This is a genomic window from Streptomyces sp. NBC_01428 (assembly GCF_036231965.1).
Classification (GTDB): domain Bacteria; phylum Actinomycetota; class Actinomycetes; order Streptomycetales; family Streptomycetaceae; genus Streptomyces.
Map to the genome: position 1 here is coordinate 2,496,314 of NZ_CP109499.1, position 24,290 is coordinate 2,520,603.

Here is a 24,290-nt window from a genome sequence, read left to right on the forward strand (position 1 = left end):
GAGCATCATGAGCAGAGCTGTGATCATCGGCGCGGGACTGGGCGGTGTACTGGCCGCGGCGGCGATGTCTCCGTACGTCGACGAGGTCGTCGTGGTCGACCGTGACGACCTGCCCGCCGACGGGCCGGACCACCGCAAGGGACTTCCCCAGGGACGCCACGCCCATCTCCTCATGGCGGGCGGACTGGACGCCATGGAAGCCCTGCTCCCGGCGGCCGGCGTCAGGAAGCGGCTGCTGGCCGCGGGCGCCCGCGAGATATCGCTCAGCTCCGGCATGGTGGTGCTGAGTTCGGAGGGCTGGCTGCGCCGGTGGCGCCGAACCGACCACACCATGATCACGTGCACCCGGGCCCTGCTCGACTGGACCGTCCGCGCCGCCGTCGTCGAAGGCTGCGGCAACATCGAGATCCGCAGGGCCCGGGCGACCGGACTCATCGGCGGGGCCCGGCGTGTCCAGGGCGTCCGCGTCGACTCCGACGAGGAGACTACGGAGCTCCGCGCGGACATCGTCGTCGAGGCCACGGGCCGGGGCTCACGCATCGTCAACTGGCTGTCCGAGCTGGGTGTCACGGGCGTCGAGGAGAAGAACGTCGACTCCGGCCTCGTCAACGCCACCCGCATCTACCGCACCCCGTCCGGCGCCGAGGACTTCCCTCTGACGATGGTGCAGGCCGACCCGTACGTGGGCCGGCCCGGCCGCAGTGCCGTGATCGTCCCGATCGAGGGCGACCGCTGGATGGTCAGCCTCGCGGGTTCCCGAGGCGGTGAACCGCCCGCCGACCCGGACGACTTCCTCAGGTACACGCTCGACCTTCCCCACCCCCTCATCGGGCAGCTCATCTCCCGAGCCGAACCTCTCACCGAGGTCTTCCTCAGCCGCAGCACCAGCAACTCCCGTCGCTATCTGGAGAAGATCCGCGACTGGCCGGACGGCCTCGTCGTCCTCGGCGACGCGCTGGCCACCTTCAACCCCGCCTACGGCCAGGGCATGTCGGTGGCCGCGCTCGGCGCCCTGGAGCTCGGGCACCGGCTCGAAGGCTCCGACCCGGCGGCCACCGGTCTCGCCCGTCGGGTCCAGCGCTCCGCCGCCCGGCACGTGGAGACGGCATGGAACATCGCCGTCGGCCAGGACGTCCTCTATCCCGACGTCCGGGGCGGACGGCCGACCGCCGCCGACCGCGTCGCCGCGCGGTACACGCGCCGCCTCACCCGCGCCGCGACCGGCTCCCTGACCGCAGCCACCGCGCTGTGGGACGTGACCGGACTCAAGGCGGGCCCCGCCCGACTGCTGCGCCCCGGCACCGTACTGGCCACGCTGACCGGCCCCCGGCTGCCCCTCCTGTCCGAACCACCGCTGACACCGGGCGAGTCGGGCGTGCTCAGCAGCCTCCACGCCACCCCGGCAGAAGAGTCCCCGTCCTCCGCGCCCGCCTAGGAACGCGGGCACGGCACGCCACCGCCCCCGCGCGTCCGCCGCGCCCCCCTCCCGTGTCGCCCACAAGCTCGCCCCCCTTCCTCTGCCGGACACATGGACGCCACCCCGTACGGGAACGTTTCTCCTGTCCCCGTTGCATCGCCTTGGATCCGTCCGTCCGCATGCGGGCGTGACGCGGAAGGACGACGTGCGCCGTGTCCCTGCTTCCGCTCGAAAGTCTCACCGCGGCCCCCGCAGCCCCCGCCACCTGCCCGGCCGCCGTGCCCGTCGACGTCCCGGCGCCGGTCGGCGCCCCCACCGCCGACCGCCTCACGCCCCTCGGACGCCTCACCCGTCTCACGATGGTCCTGCTGCCGCTCCTGGTGATCGGCGTGTGGGCCGTACTCGACCGGCACGCGCTGCTGGACGGAGCCGTCCGGCTGGGTGCCGCCGACCCCTGGTGGCTGCTGGCCGGCGCCTTCTTCACGGCTCTCGGCTGGGTGGCCGCCGCGTGCGTACGGCAGGGCGCCCTTCCCGAACGGCTGCCCCCGGGGCTGCTGCTGGCCTCGCAGTTCGCCGCCGGTGCCGCCAACCACGTCCTGCCGGCCGGCATCGGCGCCCACGCCGTCACCCTGCGCTTCCTGCGGCGCCAGGGCATCCCGCTCCCTCGCGCCACCGCGTCGGTCGCCCTCTATTCGCTGGTCAAACCGCTGGCCAAGATGCCGGTCCTGATCGTGTTCCTGGTGGCCTCCGAGGACACCCTGCGGCTCGGCCGGCTCGCCCCGGACCGCTGGACGCTGCTGCCCGCCGCGGGCGGTGTGGCGCTCGCGCTCACCGTCGTCCTCGCGCTGCCGGCACTCGTCCGCCCGCTGCGCCGCCCGGTCCTCGACCTCCTGCGCACCGCGCTGACCGACATACGGATCCTGCACACCCGGCCCAGCCGGGTCCTCGCCCTCTGGGGCGGGTCCGCCGCGGCCCCGCTGCTCCAGGGGAGCGTGATCGCGTCGGTCGGGTTCTCGCTCGGACTGCCGCTGTCATGGACCCAGGTGATGTTCGCGCTCCTGGTCGCCAGTACCGCCGCGGGCGCCGTGCCCGCGCCCGGCGGTATCGGCCCGATGGACGCGGCCCTGGTGTTCACCATGGTCGCGCTGGGCGCCCCGATGAGCCTGTCGACGGCCACCGTGATCGGCTACCGCGTGCTGACGGTCTGGGTGCCGCTGCTGCCCGGCACCCTCGTGCTGTCCGCGCTGGTCCACCGCAAGGTTCTGTGACGACGGGTCCGGCCATATGATCCGATCCGCCGCTCCTCCGCGGTGCCCGTCGCGGCGCGTGCCGCCCAAGAGAAGCAGGTCGGCCCACGTGACCGGTCCCACCGTCAAGGCACCCTGGATCCTCGCCCGTTGCGCCCAGGGGGCGATAGCCGTGGCCGCGGTCACGGACGTGTTCCGCGCTACGGCGTACAGGGCCCGGGCCCTGCAGGACACCACCGCCCACCAGGACACCTCGCGGACCACGTCGTTGGTGTTCACCTACGTGATGCTCGGGGCGGCGGTCCTGTTCCTGGTCTGGTTCGACCAGAGCCGGCACAACGCCCAGGTCATCAGCGGCGACGCCGGGCTCGCGACCGGTGCCTGGCCCGTCGTCGGCTGGTTCGTGCCGTTCGCCAATCTCGTGCTGCCGCGCCGGTTCGTGCTCGACGTCCTGCGGGCGAGCGCCGGAGGGAAGCGGGGGCGCGACGAGATCCTGGTGAACGTCTGGTGGGGCGTCTGGCTCGCCCACGCCCTGCTCGTCCCGGTCGCCTCGCTCGCGGCTCCCACGTCGCTGCCCGTTCTCGTCCTGGGAGAGGCCCTCATGATCGCCGCCGGAGTCCTCGCCATCCGGCTGATCCACCGCATGACCGCGCTCCAGGCCGCGCCCCGACCGGCCCCACCGTCCCCGGCACCGCTCAGCCACAGGTGACCGGACCGATCCTCCGGGACGGGCTGTGCGGCCCGTCCCGGGGTGGAACTCAGCCCTCCTCGGCCGCCAGCCGCAGCGAAATGCTGTTGATGCAGTACCGCTGGTCCGTCGGCGTCGGGTAGCCCTCGCCCTCGAAGACGTGGCCGAGGTGCGATCCGCAGCGGGAGCAGCGGACCTCCGTGCGGACCATGCCGTGGGAGCGGTCCTGGATCAGCTCGACGGCGTCGGTGTCCTTCGGGTCGTAGAAGGACGGCCAGCCGCAGTGCGACTCGAACTTCTCCGTCGAGGTGAACAGCTCCGCGCCGCAGGCGCGACAGGAGTAGACGCCCTTCGTCTTGGTGTCGGTGTACTCACCCTTGAACGCCGGCTCGGTGCCGGCCTGGCGCAGCACCGCGTATTCGGCCGGGGTCAGCTCCGCGCGCCACTCTTCGTCCGGCTTTTCGATGTCGTACGACATGAAGCTCAACCCCTCACATTCCGGGAGGCCCGCTGGGGCCCACTGCTACTCGGACAGACGGGCGAGGATCTCCGGTCCGAGATCCGTCACGTCACCCGCGCCCATGGTGAGAACGAGATCACCGGGCTTCGCCATTCCCGCGACGACGGACGGCACGTCCGTCTTGTCGTGGACCGGCGTCACGTCCGCGCCCGCGGCGCGTGCGGCCTGGAGGATCAGCTCGCTGGTGACGCCCGGGATCGGGTCCTCGCGGGCCGGGTAGATGTCGAGGACCACGGAGGCGTCCGCGAGGGCCAGGGACTCGCCCATCTCCTTGCCCAGCTCCTGGGTGCGGGAGAAGAGGTGCGGCTGGAAGACGACGAGGATGCGGCCCGAGGTGCCGGCGCGCATGGCCTCCAGGTCGGCCGTCATCTCGGTCGGGTGGTGCGCGTAGGAGTCGACGACCTGGACGCCGGCCGCCTCGCCCTTGAGCTGGAGGCGGCGCTTCACGCCGGTGTAGGAGGCGAGCGCGGGGGCCAGCTCGGCCGCCGGGATCCCGAGGGCGACACCGGCCGCGAGGGCCGCCACCGCGTTGTGCGCGTAGTGCTTGCCGGGGACGGAGACCCCGAAGGTCAGCTCGGCGCCGTCCAGCAGGACGGTCACCTCGCTGGTGAGGCCGCGCGGCACGACGGAGAGGACCCTGAGGTCCGCGTCGGCGGCGTCGCCGTACGTCACCACGTTCACGTCGCCCGCCCTCACCCGGCGGGTCAGCTCGCGGGCGCCCTCGTGGTCCGCGGAGATCACCAGCGTGCCGCCCTCGGTGACGCGGTCCACGAAGGTCTCGAAGGACGCGTAGATCTCGTCCATGGAGGCGTAGTTGGCGTGGTGGTCGAGTTCGACGTTGAGGACGATCGCGACCTCGGGGGCGTACTTGTGGAAGCTGCGGTCGGACTCGTCGGCCTCGGCGACGAAGATCTCGCCGTCGCCGTGCAGGGCGTTCGAGCCGGGGGCGTCGAGGTCGCCGCCGATGGCGTACGACGGGGAGAGGCCGAGGGAGGAGAGGGAGACGGCGAGCATCGACGTGGTGGTCGTCTTGCCGTGGGTGCCGGCGACCGCGATCGGCCGCAGGCCGTCCATCAGACGGGCGAGGGCGTCCGAACGGTGGACCACGGGGATGTCCAGCTCGGCCGCGCGGGCCAGCTCCGGGTTGTCGGCGCGGATGGCGGAGGAGACCACGACACAGCTGGCGTCGGGGGCGAGGTGGTCGGCCGCGTGCCCGATGTGGACCGTGACGCCGAGCGCGCGCAGGGCCTCCGCGGTGGCGGAGTCCTTGGCGTCGCTGCCCGCCACCCGGGCCCCGCGCTGCGCGAGGATCTTCGCGATGCCCGACATCCCGGCGCCGCCGATGCCGATGAAGTGCGGTCGGTCCATCGCGGTAGGAAGGCCGGGTGCCATGCGTGTTTCTCCCCAAGATCCGGTACGAAGGTGGGCGCGTCCTCCGCGGAGAACGCGCCCCCAGCCTATGGGGTGCGTCCGGCGCCGCCCCACAAGGGACACCGGAGCCGCATCCCGCTGTTCAGTTCGGTGCGGACCTCACGCCTTGCTGTGCGAGAACAGCTTCAGCACCGGCACGCCCACCTTGTGGCGGGCCTTGGAGGCCCAGTCGCGGTGGAAGAACTCCTCCACGTAGTGCGGGTCGGTCAGCACGATGACCTCGTCGGCCTTGACCTCGTCGACGAGGCCCTTCAGCGCGTCGAGCGGGTGATCCTCGATGAGCCGGCCCTCCGCCTCGCTGCCGGACGCCCGCAGGGCGATCAGTGAGACCTCCAGCGCCCGCTCGCCCTGGCTCGCGGCGGCGTCGCCCTCCGGCGTCTCGCCCTCGCGCGCCGCCTCGTCGATCTCGCCCAGCGCGACGTCGTCGATGGCCCGCAGCAGCCGGTCCGCCTGATCGCCCCGGGGCTGGAGCAGCACGTGGAAGGCGACCGTCTCGTCACCGTGCAAGGTGGTGACGAACTCCACGTCGGCGGACGTCAGGGCCTTCTCGATCATCAATACGCTTGTGAACACGACAGGCGCCCTTCTCGTCCGTGGGCCGTCCCGGCCCCCTGCAAAAACCATCCTGCCCCGTGACCGCACGGGGACTGCGCGATTTAGTGTGCCCGGCGGACAACAAACGGAACGTGATACTCCGATTACGTGTCAGGACCGACGGTATCGGCTGTACAGAAACCCGGCCTCTTCCAGCAGCGACACTAGTTCGAACCGGCGCGGCAGCGGCACCGGGGGCCCGCCCGCGATGCGCTGGGAGTCGCCGGCGGCGAGCATCGGGGACAGCGTCAGGCACATCTCGTCGAGCACGTCGGCCGCGATCAGCTGGCCCAGCAGCCGGGGCCCGCCCTCCGTCAGCAGCCGGGTGTGGCCGAGGTCGCCGAGCGCCCGTACGGCACGGGCCGGGTCGACCCCCGCGCCGTCCCCGGCGATCACCACGCGGGCACCCGCCTTCTCGGCCGCCGCGACCCGGTCCGACGGGGCCGTCGCGCCGGTGAGGATCAGCGTGGGCACCAGGGGCGAGGTGAAGAGCGGCAGCGAGAAGTCCAGGTCGAGACCCGCGGTGACCACCGCGACGGCGGGGGCGGGACCCTGGCCCGCGGCCTTCCGCAGGTCCGCGAAGGCCTCCCGCGCGCGGGCCGGCCGGTAACCCTCCTGGCGTACCGTTTCCGCACCGGCCAGGACGACGTCGGCGAGACCCCTGAGAACCCCGAAGACCCGCATGTCGGTGGGGCTGGAGATGGGCTGCGAGCGTCCGTCGTGCTGGGCGGCGCCGTCCAGCGTGGACACCATGTTGGCCCGCAGCCAGGGTCCGTCGCTCTCGGGGTAGGCGTAGGCCTCGGCCAGTTCTCCGAGCCCCCACTCGCGTTCCGCCACATCCGTCCCGGGAGCCCCCGCGGAGGCCTGGGCTGCTGTTTCGTAGGTCACAGGGAACAGGCGTCGCATGACGTGCAGTGTGGCACGGCGCATAGAGTGGGTGACCGTGTCGTCCTCCACCACCGCCTCCGGGATCGACCCGATAGCCGAAGCGGCCCCCCTGTCCCTGTGCGCCCGCGAGCCGCACGTGCCCGCCGACCGGCTCGTCGCCGAGATGGTGCCGCCTCCGCGCTTCGACTCGGTCCGCTTCGCCACGTACATCCCGGACCCGAACCAGCCCAGCCAGACCGAGGCGGTGGGGGTCCTCGAAACCTTCGCCGCCGGACTCGGCGGGGCGCACGCCCTGGGCGGCCCCAGGCGGAAGCTGTTCGGTTTCGGCAAGGCCCCGAAGACCCCGGCCGGCCCGCGGGGCGTCTACCTCGACGGCGGGTACGGCGTCGGCAAGACCCACCTGCTCGCCTCCCTGTGGCACGCGACCCCGGCGGAGCCCGCGCTCAAGGCGTTCGGCACCTTCGTGGAGCTGACGAACCTGGTGGGCGCGCTCGGCTTCCAGAAGACCGTGCAGACCCTCTCCGGGCACCGCCTCCTGTGCATCGACGAGTTCGAGCTCGACGATCCGGGCGACACCGTCCTCGTCTCGACCCTGCTCGGCAAGCTGGTCGACGCGGGCGTCGCGCTCGCCGCCACGTCGAACACCCTGCCGGGCAAGCTCGGTGAGGGCCGCTTCGCCTCCGCCGACTTCCTGCGGGAGATCCAGGGCCTGTCCGCGCACTTCCGGCCGCTGCGCATCGACGGCGAGGACTACCGGCACCGCGGGCTGCCCGAGGCTCCGGCGCCGTTCTCCGAGGAGCAGGTCACCAAGGCGGCGTACGCCACCGAGGGCGCCTCCCTGGACGACTTCCCGCACCTGCTGGAGCACCTCGCGCGCGTCCACCCCAGCCGCTACGGCGCCCTGACCGACGGGATCGGGGCGGTCTGCCTCACCGACGTCCAGCCCGTCCCCGACCAGTCGACGGCGCTGCGGCTCGTCGTGCTCGCGGACCGGCTGTACGACCGCGAGGTCCCCGTCCTCGCCTCCGGAGAGCCCTTCGACCAGCTGTTCAGCGAGGAGATGCTGAACGGCGGCTACCGCAAGAAGTACTTCCGCGCGATCTCCCGGCTCACGGCGCTGGCCCGCGACGCGAAGGGCCTCGTGGAGAAGCCGAAGGACTGAGCACGGCCCGGCGGAGAGCGGGTTCGCGCCAACCGCCCGCCCCCTTTCGGGCGCTCTTCGCGGGCGAAACGCGCAGTTAACCCTGCAAACAACTCCGGCCGTTACGCTACGGAACGAAGCTGACCGTCGCCATGGGTGAGCAGCCGGGAGGGGGCGCATGTTCCGAGGTACGACGGCCCGGACCCTGTTCGTGGTGCTCGCCGCCGTCCTGCTGAGCCTGCAACCCCTCGCCCCCGCCGAGTCGTTCGCGTCCGCGCACCGGGGTGAGGTCGTCGCCTGCGCCGAGGCGGAACACCCGCACAAGGTGGCACCGGCCCAGGGAACCCGGCGGCGCGTCCACGACGAGGACCCCGAACCGGGACCGCCGGTCCTCGTCCCGCAGGCGTGCGACCCCGCCGCCGACTGCCGGCCCGCACCCCTTCGTACCGCGCATCCGGGCACGTCCAGAGCCTCGACCGCGCACTCCCCCGCGGGACTTCAGGTCTTCCGCTGCTGAGCAGGGCACCTCCCCCCACACCCCGCTCCGCAAGCCGACGCGCCCCGACGGCGCGCCAGGAGGATCCGCCATGCAGCCTCTCATCGACCATGCCCGCTCCTTCGGCCGGCGACCCGAGGACTTCGCCTCGCTCGCCCAAGGCCAGTCCCCGCAGGTGCTGTTCGTCACCTGCTCCGACTCACGGGTCGTTCCCGCCCTGATCACCGGTGCCCGCCCCGGCGAGCTCTTCGAACTGCGCACCGCGGGCAGCATCGTCCCGCCCTACGTCCCCGGCCGCCCCACCTCCGAGGCGGCCACCGTCGAGTACGCGGTGGACGTGCTCGGCGTCCGCGAGATCGTGGTCTGCGGCCACTCGCACTGCGGCGCCGTCGGCGCCCTGGTGCGCGGCGAGGACCTCACCGCCGTACCGGCCGTCCGCGACTGGCTGGCCCAGACCGAGCCGCCGGCGGACGTGCCGGACGACGACCCCGCCGTCGCCGGGGCGGTCCGGTCCCACGTGCTCGCGCAACTGCTCCGCCTCCGCTCCTACCCCTGCGTGGAGCGGGCCCTGACGGACCGTCGGCTCCGGCTGCACGGCTGGTACTACGAGGTCCACACCGGTGCGGTGCTCGAACACCGCCCGGACACCGACACCTTCGAAGCGCTGTGAGGCGCGCGATGACCGACCCCCACAACACCGAGGACCCCGCCCGCGGGTCCGGCCTCGGGAGCCTCCCGGCGAGGTTCCCCCATCTGCGGCAGGACCTCGCCGCCTCCGTCGTCGTGTTCCTGGTCGCGCTGCCGCTCTGCGTCGGCGTCGCGGTCGCCTCCGGCGTGCCGGCCGAACTCGGCCTGGTCACCGGCATCGTGGGCGGTGTCGTCACCGGCCTGATGCGCGGCAGCAGCCTCCAGGTGTCGGGTCCCGCCGCGGGACTGACCGTGCTGGTCTTCGAGGCCGTGCGGGAGTACGGCCTCGCGTCCCTCGGCGTGATCGTGCTCGCCACCGGGCTGCTCCAACTCCTCATGGGCGCGCTGAAACTGGGGCGCTGGTTCCGGGCGATCTCCCTCTCGGTCGTCGAGGGGATGCTGGCCGGCATCGGGCTCGTCCTCATCGCGGGCCAGCTCTACGCGATGGCCGGTCTGAAGGCACCGGCGTCCGGCGTCGACAAGCTCACCGGGCTGCCACGGGCGCTCGCCGACGCCGTCGGGGACCCGGACGCGCTGGCCTCGCTCGGCCTCGGCGTCGGCACCGTCGCCGTCCTCGTCCTGTGGCCACGGCTGCCTCGGCGGGTGCGGGCGGTTCCGGCGGCGCTCGGTGCCGTCCTCCTCGCCACCCTGGCCGTGCCGCTGCTCGGCCTGCCCGTCGCCACGGTCGAGGTCCGGGGCCTGCTGGGCTCGATCCAGCCGCCGCCCCTCGACGCGTTCGGCGGTCTGGCGACGGCCGGGCTGCTCGGCACGATCCTCGCGTTCACCCTGATCGCCTCCGCCGAGTCGCTGTTCAGCGCGGCGGCCGTGGACCGGATGCACGACGGCCCGCGGACCGCGTACGACAAGGAACTGACGGCACAGGGCGCGGGCAACACGGTCTGCGGTCTCCTCGGGGCGCTGCCGATGACCGCCGTGATCGTCCGCAGCGCGGCGAACGTGCGTGCGGGCGCCCGCACGAAGGCGTCCCGGGTGCTGCACGGCGTCTGGCTCCTGCTGTTCGCGGCGCTGCTGCCGGCCGCGCTCGGTGTCATCCCGCTGCCCGCCCTCGCCGGCGTCCTGGTGCACGCGGGCTGGAAGCTGATCCCGCTGCGCCAGGTCGCGTCCCTGTGGCGTGAGCACCGGGGCGAGGCGCTGATCCTCGTCGTGACCGCCGTGTCGATCGTCGCGGTCAGCATGTTCGAGGGCGTGCTGATCGGACTCGCCCTGGCGGTGGCCAAGACGGCGTGGGAGGCCTCGCACGTGCGGCTCGACGTCATAGACAAGGGCGCCGGTCCCGTCCAGGTGTACCTGTCGGGCAACGCCACGTTCCTGCGGCTGCCCAGGATCCTCGACAGCCTGGAGGCGCTGCCGCAGGACCGTCCGATCGAGCTGAACATCTCCGGTCTGCACCACCTCGACCACGCGTGCCGGTCCGCGCTGGAGACCTGGTCGACGCGGCACAGCGCCGCCGGGACCGAGCCCGTGCGGGTCACCCCGGACATGTGACCCGGAGGCCGGGCCCGCCCTCCGGCGGGCCCGGCCCATCCCGCCGCCCATCCCCGCAGGGAGGCGTGCCGGGCGGCCCGCGGGGACACCGACCCGGCGACGTAACCTGGACGTGTCAGGCATGTCGGACGGCCCGGAAGGGGACCGTCCGCACCGGACGACTCGGAAGGGGGTCGTCATGGTCGAGGAAATCATCGCGGCGATCGCGGTGGCAGGCTCTGCCGGAGTGGTCTACGTCGCGGCCGGCGCCCGGGTCGTCAAGCAGTACGAGCGCGGGGTCATCCTGCGCCTCGGACGGCTCGCGGGCGAGGTCCGCTCCCCCGGCTTCACCATGATCGTTCCGTTCGTGGACCGGCTCCGCAAGGTCAACATCCAGATCGTGACGCTGCCGATCCCGGCCCAGGAGGGCATCACCCGCGACAACGTCACGGTCCGCGTCGACGCCGTCGTCTACTTCAAGGTCGTGAACGCCGCCGACGCGATCATCCAGGTCGAGGACTACCGCTTCGCGGTCTCGCAGATGGCGCAGACCTCCCTGCGCTCGATCATCGGCAAGAGCGACCTGGACGATCTGCTGTCCAACCGCGAAAAGCTCAACCAGGGCCTGGAGTTGATGATCGACAGCCCGGCGATCGGCTGGGGCGTGCAGATCGACCGCGTCGAGATCAAGGACGTGTCGCTGCCCGAGACGATGAAGCGCTCCATGGCCCGGCAGGCCGAGGCCGACCGCGAGCGGCGGGCCCGGATCATCAACGCCGACGCCGAGTTGCAGGCCTCGAAGAAGCTCGCGCAGGCCGCCGAGGTGATGTCGGAACAGCCGGCCGCCCTCCAACTGAGGCTGCTGCAGACCGTGGTGGCCGTCGCCGCCGAGAAGAACTCCACCCTCGTGCTGCCCTTCCCCGTCGAACTGCTCCGCTTCCTGGAGCGGGCTCAGTCCGGGCAGGCCCCGGTCGCTCCGGAGCCGCAGGCCAAGCGTCCGCCGGAGACACCGCCCCCGACGGACGAGCAGCAGGTGACCGAGGACACCGAGCCGCCCGCCCTGGCGAACGCAGCCGGCCGGCTGCCGGAGGGCCTCGGCGTTCCGGACGCCTTCGGCGACACCGACGGGCTCGGGATACCGGGCGCCTTCGGCGACCTGGACGCGCCCGGGAGGCTGCCGGAGTCCCGGGAACCGGAGGCTCCGGAGGAACTCGGGGAGAAGCCGCTGGACTGACCCCGTCCGGCTCGGGGCACCCGCTGCGGGCACGTGGTGACCGGCCGTCCGGGCGCACCGAACGGGTAGCGGGCCCCGGACACCCGGCGCACCATCGAGGAACACGGCCGGAAGGGGCGCGCGGTGGGCAAGAAGCACGGCGGGAAGCACGACAAGGACGAGAAGAAGCACGACAAGAAGAACAGCGGCAAGCACAAGCACCACGGGCAGGACGGCGGCCAGGACGAGGCCAGGCCCCCCGCGCGGCTCCGGGAACTGCTGCGCGTGCCCGGCGGGCAGGGCGTGGACCTCTCCGCCTACGACGCCGAGGCCACTCCCGGCGGACCGCACGACAAGGCCTCCGGCCTGGCCGCCGCCGCCCGGATGGGCGAACAGCTCGCCGACCTCCAGGAGCGCCTCTACGCGGCGAGCACGGCGGGCGACCAGCGGCGGATCCTGCTGATCCTCCAGGGCATGGACACCAGCGGCAAGGGGGGTGTCGTCAAGCACGTGATCGGCCAGCTGAACCCCTCGGGCTGCCGCATCCGGGCGTTCAAGGCCCCCACGCCGGAGGAGCGCAGGCACTCCTTCCTCTGGCGGATCAGGCGGGCCCTGCCCGAGCCCGGCGAGATCGGCATCTTCGACCGCTCGCACTACGAGGACGTGCTGATCGGCCGCGTGCGCGAACTGGCCCCGCGCAAGGAGATCGCCCGCCGCTACGGCGAGATCAACCGCTTCGAGGAGTCCCTCGCGGAGGAGGGCGTCACCGTGGTGAAGTGCTTCCTGCATGTCTCCTACGAGCAGCAGCGACGCCGCCTCCTGGCCCGCCTCGACAACCCGGAGAAGTACTGGAAGTTCAACCCGGGCGACATCACCGAGCGCGCCGCGTGGCCCGCGTACCAGAAGGCGTACGAGATCGCCCTCGACCGCTGCTCCACGCCGGGCGCGCCCTGGTTCGTCGTCCCCGCCGACCGCAAGTGGTACCGCAACTGGGCGATCGGCAGGCTTCTCCAGGAGCACCTGGAGGCCCTCGATCCGCAGTACCCGAAGGCGGACTTCGACGTGGAGGAGTGCCGGAGGCAGCTCCTCACCGGTGACACCGGTCCGGGCACGGCCCCAGCCGGGTGACGTGGTGACCGGATGCGGGCGCCACACCCCCAGGACGGGCGAGTAGTCACATTTCATTTCATATCTTCATGCGGTGATCCTTTCCGTACGGAGTCTCGCCCTGACCTGTGCCCTCGGAGCCCTCGGCGCCGCACTCACCGCGTGCGGCGGCCCGGCCGGCCCGCCCGTAGCGCGCCAGGGCCACCACGCGCCCGCCACCAGCGCCGCGCCCTCGCGCCCGCCCACGCTCGCGCCGGGTCCGGCCGGGCTGACCCCCGTCTTCAAGAACGGACCGCGGACACAGGGCAAGACCGTCGCGCTGACGTTCGACGCCGACATGACCGCCGACGAAGGACCCCGGGCCGCCGCCGGGGAGCACTTCGACAACCCGCGGCTGATCGCGACCCTGCGGGCGTTCAAGGTTCCCGCGACCGTGTTCATGACGGGCCGGTGGGCCGACGAGTACCCGCGGGAGGCCCGGGACATCGGGCAGGACCCGCAGTTCGAGATCGCCAACCACTCGTACAGCCACTACGCCTTCACGGGCGACTGCTACGGGCTGCCGACGGTGTCCGAGGACACGATGCGGGCCGACGTGGAGCGGGCGTACGCCGCCTTCGAGCGGGCGGGTGTGCGGAACGCGATGCCGTACTTCCGCTTCCCCGGCGGATGCTACGACCAGCGGTCGCTGCGGACGCTCAGCTCGGTCGGCGTCACGGCCGTGCAGTGGGACGTGATCAGCGGTGACGCCTTCGCGACGGACGCCGACGCCGTGGCGCGTCAGGTCCTCGACGGTGTCCGGCCCGGCTCCGTGGTGGTCATGCACTGCACACGGAGCGCGGCCCCCGTCACCGAGCGCGCGCTGCGGACGATCGTGCCCGAGCTGCGCAAGAAGGGCTTCCGTTTCGTGAAGGTGTCGCAGCTGATCGGCGCCTCCGCCGGACGGCACTGACCCTCCCCGCGCCTCCCGCGGGCCCACCCCGCGTCCGTACGCTGGTGGCATGAGCGACGACTACTGCGCCACCGGCGCGGACGGGCCGGGCGCGGAGTCCCGCGACCTCGGGGCGGCGGGCGACCAGGGCCCGCCGTACGCGGAGTGCGTCCTGTGCCGGAAACCCACCGAGTACCCGGAGTCGTACAAGGGCGTCACCCTGTGCCCCGTCTGCGCGTGGCAGGAAGCACAGCGCACCGCCTGTTCGGGCTGACCTGCGCGGAACGCGGCCGGACGTCTGTACGAACCGTCCGCTCGGGACCGATCTTGCGCCTGGCAGACTGGGACGCGTGACCAGCGAGCCGACCCCCGCCGACGACAGTCCCTTCCGCAACGAGCCCACCGCGCGCGACGAGGCACCGCAGTTCGTGCTGCCGCTGGTCGTGCACATCGAGAAGGCGGCTCCGCCCGCGCGCACCGACGCGCTGGAGACGTCGGCCCGGGCGGTCCTGACGATCCTGAGCGACGAGCGGTCGCTCGGCGACGGGGAGTGGGCGCGGGCGATGCGGGACTGGCAGGACGCCCGGATCCGCAAGGTCGTCCGGCGGGCACGCGGCGCCGAGTGGCGGCGGGCCGAGGCGCTGCCCGGCATCACGGTGACCGGCGGGTCCGCCGAGGTGCGGGTCTTCCCGCCGGTGCCGTTGGACGGCTGGCCCAAGGACCTGGCCCGCCTCCAGGTCTCCGGGACGGATCTCGACGATCCGGAGCCGCCGGGCGAGGCCGATCCGGACGCGCCGGTGCTGTGGCTCAATCCGGGGCTGGACATGTCGGCCGGCAAGACGATGGCGCAGACCGGCCATGGCGCCCAACTGACCTGGTGGGAGCTGTCGGACGAGGAGAAGGCGGCCTGGCGGGACGCGGGCTTCCCCCTCACCGTACGGACCGCGCGGCAGGCCCACTGGGATGAACTCATGCGGTCCGACGGGCCGTTGGTGCGCGACGCGGGCTTCACGGAGATCGCGCCCGGGGAGACCGTCGCCGTCGAGGGCGTGGACCGTGTCAGGTCGCTGAAGCACTGACCTCGGACGTCGGCCCCCGACGGGCCGCGCCCCGCGCGGGTCCGTCCGGCGCCGACGGCCTCGGGTTCGGGGAACCGGAGGATCGTCGGCGCGGTCGGGCGTCGGTCAGGTGGTGACGGTGGCGACGGGGTCGAAGCCGTAGGTGCGGGCGTAGCCGTTCTCGGTGCCGACCAGCAGGTCGACGATCTCGAAGTAGTGGTCCCAGAACGGGGTTTCGCGCAGCGCGTCGACGAGGCGCTGGTACGCGTCGTGGTCGTCGGCCTCCCAGACCCACACGTCGGTGACGCGGGTGGAGTAGAACTCCGTGTCGTAGAAGCGTGACCGGACGCCGCGTGTCCTGGCCTCGATGGCGGGGACGACCTGGCCGGTGAACGCGTTCATGCGTTCCTGCGGGGTCATGGCGAGCCATTCGGGCCTGGTCTTGATGAGCATGAACGCGGTGACCGGCGGTGCGGCCGCGGGGGTGGACATGGCGTGTGCCTCCGTGGTGACGGACGTCTGGGGGGTGCCGGACCTCGTGCGGTCCGTCGCGGGGTGGTGCGTCATCGGGCGAGGACGGCCGGCGTGAGGGTCCGGGCGCACCACTGTTCGAAGGTGGTGGGGGTCGCGGTCTCCTGGGTGCGGACGACCCCCGCGTCGAGGCCCTCGTCCTTGGCGCGCTTCATGTCGGCGATGCCCTGGACGAACGCCTCGTCGAGTCCGTATCCGACGAGGGTGGAGTACAGCTCGCCGAGGGGCTGCCGTTCGTAGCGGACGGGGCGGCCGAGCTGCTCGGTCATGATGCGGGCGAGGTCGTCGGGCGACAGGTCCTCGGGGCCGAGCACCGGAACGCTGTCGCTGCCGGTCCACGAGCGGTCCAGCAGCAGGCCGGCGGCGACGGCCGCGATGTCGGCGACGGCCACGAGCGGAGCCCTGCGGTCGGCGGCCACGACGTCGGTGAAGACGCCCTTGTCGCGGAGGGAGTCGGCCTCCTCCAGCAGGTTCTCGAAGAACGACGGGTTGGCGAGCGCCCGGTAGGCCACGCCGGTGCCGGCGATGAGGTCGTCCAGGGCGAGGGAGGCGGTGACCAGTCCCGCGCGTCCGGCGAGCGCTGTGCCGCGGCCGAGCGCGGAGACGCCGACGACGTGACCGACACCGTGGGTGGCGAGGGCCTTGGCGGCGGGACGGCTGAAGCCGCTGTAGGCCTCCTCGGGGGTCCGGGAGGAGTCCGGCGGGACGAGCCAGAAGACGGCGTCGGCGCCCTCGAAGGCCCGGTCGACGACATCGGCGTCGCCGTGCGAGCCGGTGACCACCTCGACGCGCTCGCGCACCGCGTCGGGGAGGCGGGCGGGGTCGCGCACGATCACGCGCAGTTCCTCGCCGTGGCCGGGGGCGGACTCCAGGAGCAGGGGCAGCAGGTGGCGGCCGATGTTCCCGGTGGGAGCAGTGATGACGATCATGAAAACCTCGCGGGTCGTGCCGGATCGGTACGTCACTCATCCTGCGGAGCCCGCCATTGTTGCCACAATGGGAACTTCAGCAAGGGATCATTGCCTGGAACGGAACAACCCACATGAGCAGCACACCAGAGCCCGTCATCGACGCGAATCTCGCGGTCGCGCTGGACGCTCTGCTGGCCGAGCAGAGCGTCACGCGGGCCGCCGCCCGTCTCCACACGTCGCCCGCGGCCATGAGCCGGACCCTCGCCCGCCTTCGCCGTGTCCTCCGGGACCCGCTGCTGGTCCGGGCCGGACAGGGCATGGTCCCCACCCCCCGTGCCCAGGCCCTGCGGGACGAGGCCGCCGCGGTGGTGCGCCGTGTCGGGGCGCTGCTCTCGCCGGGCACCGGCGTCGATCCGGCCGCGCTCCGCGGCACGTTCACGCTCCAGGCGGCCGACCTGGTCGGCGCGGCCCTCGCCCCCGGCCTGCTGCGGCTCGCCCGTCAGGAGGCACCCGCGGTCTCGCTGCGGTTCCGGGCCGAGGAGCTGGAGGCCGGTCCGGCGCTCCGCGACGGACGGATCGACCTGGAGGTCGGCTCCATCGACCACGTCGACCCCGAGACCAGGGTCGAGGAACTGGTCACCCTGCGGATGACGGCCGCCGTACGGCCGGAACACCCGCTCACGGAGGGCGTCCTGACGCCGGAACGGCTCGCCGCCGCCGAGCATGTGGTGGTGAGCCGCCGGGGGCGGTTCACCGGCCCGCTGGACAGCGCCCTGGCCGAGCGGAACCTGCGGCGGAGGGTCGCTGTCGTCCTGCCCGGGCATCTGGCCGCGATGACGCTCGCCGCCGGGAGCGACCTCGTGTGTCTCATCCCCTCCGCGCCGCCGGGCGTCGCGCCGTCACCGCTCACGGACGCGGCCGGCGCGCTCGGCCTGCGGCTCCTGGAGATCCCGCTGCCCCTGCCGCCGCTGTCCATCGGCATGGCCTGGCATCCGCGGCACGCGGCCGACGGCGGCCACCACTGGCTGCGCGACGCGGTCCGTCGGACCCTCGGACAGCCGAGTCCGGCCGTCTGACGTGTCTCCGGCCGGGTCAGTCGGCCAGCGCGGAGGCGAGCTCGGTGGTGACCCGGACGAGTTCGGTGTCGGGTTCGTCGAGCAGGTGCTGGAGTGCGCCACGGCGGGCCCGCACCGCCTGGCGGGCCTCGCGCTCCCACCCCACGTAGTTCTCGCGGCGGTTGAGCAGCTTGGGGTAGGCGCGGGCCGTGCGTTCCCACTGGCGGGCGTCGGCGATGTCCTTGAGGAGCTGGACGATCTGCACGCGGCAGGTGACCCGCGGGAGTTCGACGAGTTCCCACAGGAAGGGGACCGTGGCGGCGGTGGCCTGTTCGACCACGAATCCGTACTGGCAGATTCGTTCCCGCAGGTCGTGAAGTGCTGCCCGGGCCGTCGGTTCGTCACCCCAGGCGACGGCGTTCAGCAGCAACGGGATGGCCTGAGCGGAGCCGCTGGAGTCCTTGATCTCCTCCCACGACACGTGTTCCAGGTTCTCGAGTGGTGTTGCCATTTCCGCTCCCTCCGAGGGCGTCGGACAGTGTCAGGTGGTGCGGGCCGCTCGACGTCCCGGCCCCGGTCCCGCCCTCTGGGGCGCTTCCTGAAACAACGTCAGTAACTGGCGCTGGCAAGCCCGTTGGCGCCGCCGCTAGTATCCACCTGACACCACCTTCGTGCAATTGCACGAGAAATTGCACGACGGTGGAGGGAGAAGATCAAGCCACGTGGTGTCCGCCCGATTCCGGGACGGGGTGGCCGGTGACCGCGTGATGGAACGTCAGCAAGGAGAGTGCGTGGTGCGATCGGTGCCGAACGGAGTGCGGGCGAGTTCGCTGGCCGCTCGCTGGATCAAGAGCAGCCACAGCAACGCCGAGGGGAACTGCGTCGAGGTGGCCAGCCTGGGCGAAGGGGGCATCGCGGTGCGCAACTCCCGCGACCCGGAGGGCCCGGCCCTCGTCTACACCCCGGCGGAGGTGGCCGCTTTCCTGGCGGGTGCGAAGGGTGGCGAGTTCGACCACCTCCTGTGATCGGTCTCCCGCGTCACGGAGCCCGGATCCCGGTCCCGGCGAAGCGGAGGAGTGATTTTCCACTTCTGTCGACGCATGCGGCCCAGACCGCATCGGTGCGATAATTTGAGCTGTCTTCTGCCGGTCGACTGGGAGCCAGGATGTCTGTCGAGTCACCCCGCGCCTCCCGCCTCGAACCGTATCTGAGTCGGCAGGAGCCCGCGCCCACTCTGCTGAAGATGCTGGTCGGCGTACAGCTGACGGGTGCCCGCGACGACGCCGGCCTCTCCCAGGAACAGGCGGCGCGGGCGCTGGGGTTCAGCCCGGCGAAACTGTCGCGCATCGAGGCGGGCAAGGGCCGCAAGCCCCCCACGGAGGCCGACGTCCGGGCCCTCCTCGGCCTGTACGGGACCGACGACTACGAGGTGTCGGTCCTGCTGCGCCTTCTCCAGCGCGCCGGTGAGCCGGGATGGTGGCAGCGCTACGACAAGCGGCTGATGCCCGAATGGTTCGACCGGCTGGTCGGGCTCCAGGAGGCGGCCACCACCATCCGTACCTTCGAGATCCAGTACGTGCCGGGCCTGTTGCAGACCCCGGACTACACACGGGCGGTCGTGCAGCGCGGCCTGCCGACGGCCCCGGCCGGCGAGGTCGAACGCCGGGTGGAGCTGCGCATGCGCCGGCGGGAGCTCCTGGACCGGGAGGACGCGCCCCATCTGTGGGCGGTCGTCGACGAGTCCGTGCTGCTGCGGGTCCTCGGCAGCCCCGAGGTGATGCGCCGGCAGCTGGAGCACCTCGTCGAGATGGCCCAGCGCCCCCATGTGATCGTCCAGATCGTGCCGTTGGACGTGACGAACGCGTCGGCGCCGGCCATTCCGGTCACCTATCTGCGCTTCGGCGGTGTCGAACTGCCCGACGTGGTCTACCTGGAGCACATCAGGAGCGCCAACTTCCTGGAGGACCGCGACGAGACGGAGGAGTACCGCGTGGTGCTCGACCGGCTCGCCGACGAGGCCCTCAACCCGCGCGAGTCCTTGGCGCTGCTGCGCGAGACGATGGAGCGGCGCTACAGCACGGCGGACTGACACGGCCGTCTCCGGCACCCACGCGACGGACGGCCGCCCCGGGCTTCCCGGGACACGGCCTCGCGGTGCTTCGGCGCGGAACGCCGAAGCACCCTCTCCGCGTCACCCGATGCGGCCGACCCCGCCGAACTCGATCCACTCCTGGGTGAGTTGCCGTGCCACCACGTCGGTGTCGGGACGCCAGGTGGACACCTCGACGAGCCCGGGGTCCAGGATCTCCAGGCCGGCGAAGTACTCCGCCACGTCCTTCTCCTGGCGCACCCGGCCCCAGTGGCCCTGCGTCGCCGTGTCCATGAAGTCGGTGACGAACGCGCGGACTTCGGGGTCCTCGCTGACCAGCTGGCACATCACCATGAAGCTGCCGGGGGCGAGCCGTTCGGAGACGCGGGCGATCACGGAGAGAGGCCCGTCCGTGTCACTGTCCGGGATGCAGTGGAACACCGAGTTGAACAGCACCGCGACGGGCTGCGAGAAGTCGATCAGCCGCTCGGTGTCGGGGTGCGTGAAGATCTGCTCGGTCTCGCGCAGGTCGGCGTGGATGACGGCGGTGCGGTCGTTCTGGTCCAGCAGGGCCCGGCCGTGCACGAGGACCATCGGGTCACTGTCGACGTAGACCACGCGGGACGTCTCGTCGATCTGCTGGGCGACCTGGTGCACGTTGTTCTGCGTGGGCAGGCCGGATCCGTGGTCCAGGAACTGCCGGATCCCGTAGCCCTCGGCGAGGGTCTTCACCACGCGCTGGAGGAAGCGCCGGTTGTTCAGTGCCAGCGCGCGCGTGCTCGGTACGACCTTGTCCAGCTCCTCGCACGCCGCCCGGTCCGCGGCGTAGTTGTCCTTGCCGCCGAGATAGTGGTCGTACATGCGCGCGGCCGTGGGCACGGTGGCATCGATCGCCGTGGACAGCTGCTGGTCAGGCTGCATCATTCCCCCAGATCAGTGCCGCGCCAAAGGACTGGCCCGACGGTCAATACATAGTAGATAAGCGGAAGTTGGCGTTACCAGTCCTTGGGCGGAGCAGGAGACGGAGGACGGGACCCCGGCCTCGCCCTCCAGCATCCCGCACTCCCCGCCGGACCGTCCCGGAAGCCGGAACATTCCGCGGCCGTCGGCCCTGCCTCCCGGCGAGGCGACACGGCCCGGCGCGAACCCTGCGGCCCGGACAACGCGCTCCGGTGGCCGGCCCGGTCGCCGCGCCGGCGGTCCCCGAACCTCAAATGTTGCTCTGAACGTCCGCTCCGACGGGTTGGACGCTCGCCGACTGGGCCATGACACCGTCACGCCGGGGGACGGGCCGTCGTGAGGAGACGACACACAGGCAGGCCGGACGGGCACCGTGACGGAGGAGGGGACATGCAGCAGCTGAGGCGGCTGGGGACGGGAATCGGATGGCGGCCGGAGATCGCCGAGGCCGTGGAGCGCATGCCCGGCATCGACTGGGTCGAGGCCGTGGCGGAGAACGTGTGCCCGGGCCACGTTCCGGAGTCGCTCCTGCGGCTGCGCGAGCGGGGCGTCACGGTCGTGCCGCACGGCGTCTCGCTGGGCCTCGGCGGCGCCGACCGTCCCGACGCGTCCCGGCTCACCGCGCTCGCCGAGCGCGCCGAGGCACTGGGGTCGCCGCTCGTCACGGAGCACATCGCGTTCGTCCGGGCGGGCGGACCGCTCACCGCCTCGCCGCTCCTGGAGGCCGGCCACCTGCTGCCGGTGCCGCGGACCCGGGACGCGCTGGACGTCCTGTGCGCGAACGTCCGGGCCGCGCAGGCCGCGCTGCCCGTGCCGCTCGCCGTGGAGAACATCGCCGCGCTGATCTCCTGGCCCGGCGAGGAGATGACCGAGGGACAGTTCCTCTACGACCTGGCCGACCGCACCGGGGTCCATCTCCTCATCGACGTCGCCAACCTGCACACCAACCACGTCAACCGCGGCGAGGACCCCTCCAAGGCACTCGACGAACTCCCCGTCGAGGCCATCGCCTACGTCCACGTCGCCGGGGGCTTCGAACGCGACGGCACCTGGCACGACAGCCACGCCCACCCCGTCCCCGAGCCCGTTCTCGGCATCCTCGCCGACCTCGCGTCCCGGGTCGCACCGCCCGGCGTCCTCCTCGAACGGGACGAGAACTTCCCCGAGCCCGCCGAACTGGAGCGGGAACTGGCGGCGATCCGGCGCACGGTGACGAGGGCGCGGGCGCGCGCCACGGTCGGGGCGGGCAGGCGAGGAGGCGTGACGTACGCGCCGACCCCGCCGAAGGCGATCACCGGCGACGGCGTGGTGCCGGACGCCGGGACCGCCGGCCGCCCGGAGCACGCTGCCGCCGCCCCGGTGGAGGTGCCGACGGGGGCCGAGGACGCCGCCCGGCAGCGGCTCGCCCTCGCGCAGGCCGCCCTGCTGTCGGCGCTGGTCGCGGGGACCCCCGCGCCCGAGGGGTTCGACCGGGTCCGGCTCGGGGTGCAGGCGCGCGCCCTCGCCGCGAAGCGGGCGGACGTGGTCGCCAAGGTCGCCCCCGAACTGCCGGAGATCCTCGCGGAGGTGTACCGGCCGGCCTTCCTGGCGTACGCGCAGGGGCACCCGATGTCCGGCGGGTACCGGCGTGACGCCCTGGACTTCGCCGAGCACCTGCTGCTCGCGGGGCTCCCGGAGAGCGCGGAGACCCGGCTGCTGCGCGAGTGGTGGCTGGAGCGTTCGGGGCCGGCCCCGCTGTCCCGGCGCCCGGGGGCACGGCTGGCCCGCGCCACGCTCAGGGTGCTGCTGGGCCGCTGAGCGGACGGGTCGCGGGGTGCGGACGCGCCCCGCGACGGGCCGGGACCGCGGCCCGGCCCCGGCGGCGGTGCGCCGCTTCGAGCACGCGTGGGCGACACGAGCCGTCCGCGGAGTGTGCCCGGACTAACACCGCTCTCTGTGAAGGAGGTGTGCGCGTCCGTTTCCGGTGGATTCCGTGCGGTCTGACGTAGGCACGAACCACCGCAACCGGCGCCTTCCACCCTCCGCGCAACCCCATTTTCCTGCACGGCAGTTGGCGTAGCCCCCGCAGTAGCATGCCAACCCGCACGCGAAGCGCATTAGCGTGCGGTGCCGCAACAGGAGGCACCATGCGATCCATCAACCGCACCGGATTGGTCAGTGGAACAGGGCTCATCATCACCGCCCTCCTGGCGACCCTCGCCGCCCTGGCCTTTCCGATCTGGTCGTACGCGGACCGCTCCGGCACCGGCCTCGACACCCTGAACGCGCAGTCCGTGCCGACGCGGTACGGACCGCTGTCGGCCCTGGACCGGGAGTTCGTCACCAAGGTCCGGCTGGCCGGGCTCTGGGAGCTGCCCGCGGGCCAGCAGGCCCAGGAACGCGGCACCACCCAGGCCGTACGGACGGCCGGCGAGCACCTCATCGAGGGGCACACGTTCCTCGACGCGCGCGTCCGCAACGTCGCCGCCCGCCTCGGCCTGGAGCTGCCCAACCAGCCGAACCCGCAGCAGCGCGGCTGGCTGGCCACGCTGAACGCGGCCCACGGCACCGCGTACGACCGCGACTTCGCGAACCTCCTGCGCGCGGCGCACGGCAAGGTGTTCGCCGTGGTCGCCCAGGTCCGCGCGAGCACCCGCAACTCCCTGGTCCGTGATCTCGCCGACGACGCGAACACCACCGTGCTCGACCACATCAAGGTGCTGGAGGCGACCGGTTACGTCGACTTCGACGCGCTGGCCCGGGACGCCGCGACCGCGAGCCCGCCACCGCTCACCAGCTCCCCCGCGCCGCCCGGCCCGACCGAGGCCCCGCCGTCGCCGGTCCCGGTGACGCCGTCCTCGGGGTATCCGCTCCCGCCGCCGGCGACGCGCCCCCGGCCGACGTCGAGTCCCTGACGGCACCGGGCCGCACGCCACCGTCCGCGTCCCACCCGCCCGCTCCTCAGCGGGCCGAGCGGAACGTCACAGACCCGCAACGCTCCGTCCACATGGTGAATAAGGCATGGCGCCCGCCCCGGACTTCGCATAGAAACACGCCATGTTCTGGGTCCTTCTCCTGCTGCCGGCCTGGGCCGCGGCCGGCATATCGTGCACGCGGCTGTGCCTGGCCGCCGTGCGCGCCGCGACGGTCGGCGCCCGGGAGGCGCACGGGCACGACCTGACGCTGTACGAGGCGGCGTTCCTGTCGGGCGGCCCGGCGCGGGTGGCCGATCTGACCCTGGTCTCGATGGCCCGCCAGCGCCGGCTGCTGCTCGCGCACACCGGCTGGGCGACGGTGGTGGACCCGCGCGGGCGCGACGACATGGAGCGCTCGGTGCTCGGGGCGATCGGTCCGGAGGGCCAGTCGCGGATAGCTCCGGTGCGGGCGGCCACGGCCGCCGCGGACTCGGTGCACCGGCTGGCGGACCGCCTGGTCGCGGCGGGACTCGCCGTGCCCGACGGGGCCCGCACCACGGTGGCGGGCGCCGTCCGCCAGGTCCAGGCCGCCGCCGCGGCGGTTCTCGTGCTCGCCGTCGCGGCCCTGTTGCTGCCGGCCGGGCCCAGCGGGAGCGGGGTGCCGGTGGCCGTCTGGTTCGCCCTCCCGCTCGTCCTGACCCTGAGCTGTCTCGCCATCGCCCGCATCGAGGTGCACCCGTACACGCGGTGGGCCTCTCCCGCCGGTCAGCGGCTGCTCGGCACCCTCGCCCGGCACTCCGACGCGTCGGGCGACGACCGTACGTATCTCACCTCGGTCGCCGTGCGCGGTGTCCGGGCCATCGGCGAACCGGACGTGCGCGCGGCACTCGCCCACCGGGACCGCGGCGCCGGCCACGGCGCCTGACGGCGGGGGCTCGCACGGGGGC

General features: G+C 72.7%; 26 protein-coding genes. 18 read left to right on the forward strand and 8 right to left on the reverse strand.

The window, feature by feature from the left end:
- Window positions 1-7 precede the first annotated feature (7 nt).
- The 3 genes from OG406_RS10765 (at window position 8) to OG406_RS10775 (ending at window position 3,373) form a co-directional block, all read left to right on the forward strand.
- A complete protein-coding gene (locus OG406_RS10765) occupies window positions 8-1,435 on the forward strand; it encodes an FAD-dependent monooxygenase (RefSeq protein ID WP_443067066.1) in 1,428 nt (475 codons plus the stop codon).
- Between the two features lie 194 nt (window positions 1,436-1,629).
- A complete protein-coding gene (locus tag OG406_RS10770; protein ID WP_266851879.1) occupies window positions 1,630-2,685 on the forward strand; it encodes a lysylphosphatidylglycerol synthase transmembrane domain-containing protein in 1,056 nt (351 codons plus the stop codon).
- 88 nt (window positions 2,686-2,773) lie between these two features.
- Window positions 2,774-3,373: a DUF4328 domain-containing protein gene (locus OG406_RS10775; protein WP_329185488.1), complete on the forward strand. Its 600-nt coding sequence runs from the start codon at window positions 2,774-2,776 to the stop codon at window positions 3,371-3,373.
- Between the two features lie 49 nt (window positions 3,374-3,422).
- On the opposite strand, the gene msrB is transcribed toward OG406_RS10775, so the two are convergent.
- The 4 genes from msrB to OG406_RS10795 form a co-directional block, all read right to left on the reverse strand.
- Window positions 3,423-3,830 carry a peptide-methionine (R)-S-oxide reductase MsrB gene (gene msrB / locus OG406_RS10780; RefSeq protein ID WP_081221867.1) on the reverse strand — a complete coding sequence of 136 codons (408 nt, stop codon included), beginning with the start codon at window positions 3,828-3,830 and terminating at the stop codon, window positions 3,423-3,425.
- Between the two features lie 45 nt (window positions 3,831-3,875).
- Window positions 3,876-5,264 carry a UDP-N-acetylmuramate--L-alanine ligase gene (gene murC, locus OG406_RS10785; RefSeq protein WP_329185490.1) on the reverse strand — a complete coding sequence of 463 codons (1,389 nt, stop codon included), beginning with the start codon at window positions 5,262-5,264 and terminating at the stop codon, window positions 3,876-3,878.
- A gap of 138 nt (window positions 5,265-5,402) precedes the next feature.
- Entirely contained in the window at window positions 5,403-5,876 is a 474-nt protein-coding gene (locus tag OG406_RS10790) for an indole-3-glycerol phosphate synthase (protein ID WP_266617248.1), read from the reverse strand.
- Window positions 5,877-6,008: 132 nt separating this feature from the next.
- Window positions 6,009-6,803 carry a pyrimidine reductase family protein gene (locus OG406_RS10795; RefSeq protein WP_164375060.1) on the reverse strand — a complete coding sequence of 265 codons (795 nt, stop codon included), beginning with the start codon at window positions 6,801-6,803 and terminating at the stop codon, window positions 6,009-6,011.
- Between the two features lie 37 nt (window positions 6,804-6,840).
- On the opposite strand from OG406_RS10795, the gene zapE reads away from it, so the two are divergent.
- The 9 genes from zapE to OG406_RS10840 all read left to right on the forward strand — a co-directional run bounded on the left by zapE (window position 6,841) and on the right by OG406_RS10840 (window position 14,924).
- A complete protein-coding gene (gene zapE, locus OG406_RS10800; RefSeq protein WP_164375061.1) occupies window positions 6,841-7,947 on the forward strand; it encodes a cell division protein ZapE in 1,107 nt (368 codons plus the stop codon).
- A gap of 157 nt (window positions 7,948-8,104) precedes the next feature.
- Window positions 8,105-8,443 (forward strand): hypothetical protein, encoded by a 339-nt coding sequence (locus OG406_RS10805; RefSeq protein ID WP_164375062.1) that lies wholly within the window; start codon window positions 8,105-8,107, stop codon window positions 8,441-8,443.
- Window positions 8,444-8,513: 70 nt separating this feature from the next.
- Window positions 8,514-9,092: a carbonic anhydrase gene (locus OG406_RS10810; RefSeq protein ID WP_266851892.1), complete on the forward strand. Its 579-nt coding sequence runs from the start codon at window positions 8,514-8,516 to the stop codon at window positions 9,090-9,092.
- Between the two features lie 8 nt (window positions 9,093-9,100).
- On the forward strand, window positions 9,101-10,615 hold the full coding sequence (locus tag OG406_RS10815) for a SulP family inorganic anion transporter (protein ID WP_329185492.1): 1,515 nt from the start codon (window positions 9,101-9,103) through the stop codon (window positions 10,613-10,615).
- A gap of 178 nt (window positions 10,616-10,793) precedes the next feature.
- Window positions 10,794-11,828, forward strand: coding sequence for a slipin family protein (locus OG406_RS10820; protein WP_329185493.1), 1,035 nt, complete (start codon window positions 10,794-10,796; stop codon window positions 11,826-11,828).
- A 123-nt stretch (window positions 11,829-11,951) separates the two neighbouring features.
- Window positions 11,952-12,935 (forward strand): PPK2 family polyphosphate kinase, encoded by a 984-nt coding sequence (locus OG406_RS10825; protein ID WP_164375066.1) that lies wholly within the window; start codon window positions 11,952-11,954, stop codon window positions 12,933-12,935.
- A 73-nt stretch (window positions 12,936-13,008) separates the two neighbouring features.
- Entirely contained in the window at window positions 13,009-13,866 is an 858-nt protein-coding gene (locus OG406_RS10830) for a polysaccharide deacetylase family protein (protein ID WP_266851895.1), read from the forward strand.
- A 49-nt stretch (window positions 13,867-13,915) separates the two neighbouring features.
- Window positions 13,916-14,119, forward strand: coding sequence for a hypothetical protein (locus tag OG406_RS10835; protein ID WP_329185495.1), 204 nt, complete (start codon window positions 13,916-13,918; stop codon window positions 14,117-14,119).
- Window positions 14,120-14,195: 76 nt separating this feature from the next.
- A complete protein-coding gene (locus tag OG406_RS10840; RefSeq protein WP_164375068.1) occupies window positions 14,196-14,924 on the forward strand; it encodes a peptidyl-tRNA hydrolase in 729 nt (242 codons plus the stop codon).
- A gap of 105 nt (window positions 14,925-15,029) precedes the next feature.
- Here the strand turns inward: OG406_RS10840 and OG406_RS10845 are convergent, their stop codons facing one another.
- The gene (locus tag OG406_RS10845; RefSeq protein ID WP_267048784.1) at window positions 15,030-15,395 is read right to left on the reverse strand and encodes a darcynin family protein; all 366 of its coding nucleotides are present in this window, start codon (window positions 15,393-15,395) and stop codon (window positions 15,030-15,032) included.
- A gap of 71 nt (window positions 15,396-15,466) precedes the next feature.
- Entirely contained in the window at window positions 15,467-16,363 is an 897-nt protein-coding gene (locus tag OG406_RS10850) for an NAD(P)H-binding protein (RefSeq protein WP_327410988.1), read from the reverse strand.
- A gap of 113 nt (window positions 16,364-16,476) precedes the next feature.
- Between OG406_RS10850 and OG406_RS10855 the strand changes: the two genes are divergently transcribed.
- Window positions 16,477-17,421 carry a LysR family transcriptional regulator gene (locus OG406_RS10855; RefSeq protein WP_327408697.1) on the forward strand — a complete coding sequence of 315 codons (945 nt, stop codon included), beginning with the start codon at window positions 16,477-16,479 and terminating at the stop codon, window positions 17,419-17,421.
- 16 nt (window positions 17,422-17,437) lie between these two features.
- Here the strand turns inward: OG406_RS10855 and OG406_RS10860 are convergent, their stop codons facing one another.
- Complete coding sequence (locus OG406_RS10860) at window positions 17,438-17,911, reverse strand: hypothetical protein (protein WP_164375072.1); 474 nt, start codon at window positions 17,909-17,911, stop codon at window positions 17,438-17,440.
- A gap of 283 nt (window positions 17,912-18,194) precedes the next feature.
- On the opposite strand from OG406_RS10860, the gene OG406_RS10865 reads away from it, so the two are divergent.
- Both OG406_RS10865 and OG406_RS10870 read left to right on the forward strand, forming a co-directional pair.
- Window positions 18,195-18,425, forward strand: coding sequence for a DUF397 domain-containing protein (locus OG406_RS10865; protein WP_266620282.1), 231 nt, complete (start codon window positions 18,195-18,197; stop codon window positions 18,423-18,425).
- A 140-nt stretch (window positions 18,426-18,565) separates the two neighbouring features.
- Window positions 18,566-19,489 (forward strand): helix-turn-helix domain-containing protein, encoded by a 924-nt coding sequence (locus tag OG406_RS10870; protein WP_329185499.1) that lies wholly within the window; start codon window positions 18,566-18,568, stop codon window positions 19,487-19,489.
- Between the two features lie 102 nt (window positions 19,490-19,591).
- Here the strand turns inward: OG406_RS10870 and OG406_RS10875 are convergent, their stop codons facing one another.
- Window positions 19,592-20,410: an SAM-dependent methyltransferase gene (locus OG406_RS10875; protein ID WP_329190738.1), complete on the reverse strand. Its 819-nt coding sequence runs from the start codon at window positions 20,408-20,410 to the stop codon at window positions 19,592-19,594.
- 429 nt (window positions 20,411-20,839) lie between these two features.
- Between OG406_RS10875 and OG406_RS10880 the strand changes: the two genes are divergently transcribed.
- From OG406_RS10880 to OG406_RS10890, 3 genes are all read left to right on the forward strand, one after another.
- Window positions 20,840-22,246 carry a DUF692 domain-containing protein gene (locus OG406_RS10880; protein WP_329185500.1) on the forward strand — a complete coding sequence of 469 codons (1,407 nt, stop codon included), beginning with the start codon at window positions 20,840-20,842 and terminating at the stop codon, window positions 22,244-22,246.
- Between the two features lie 329 nt (window positions 22,247-22,575).
- Window positions 22,576-23,343 (forward strand): DUF4142 domain-containing protein, encoded by a 768-nt coding sequence (locus tag OG406_RS10885; RefSeq protein WP_164375075.1) that lies wholly within the window; start codon window positions 22,576-22,578, stop codon window positions 23,341-23,343.
- 142 nt (window positions 23,344-23,485) lie between these two features.
- On the forward strand, window positions 23,486-24,268 hold the full coding sequence (locus OG406_RS10890) for a TIGR04222 domain-containing membrane protein (RefSeq protein WP_329185501.1): 783 nt from the start codon (window positions 23,486-23,488) through the stop codon (window positions 24,266-24,268).
- Window positions 24,269-24,290 lie beyond the last annotated feature (22 nt).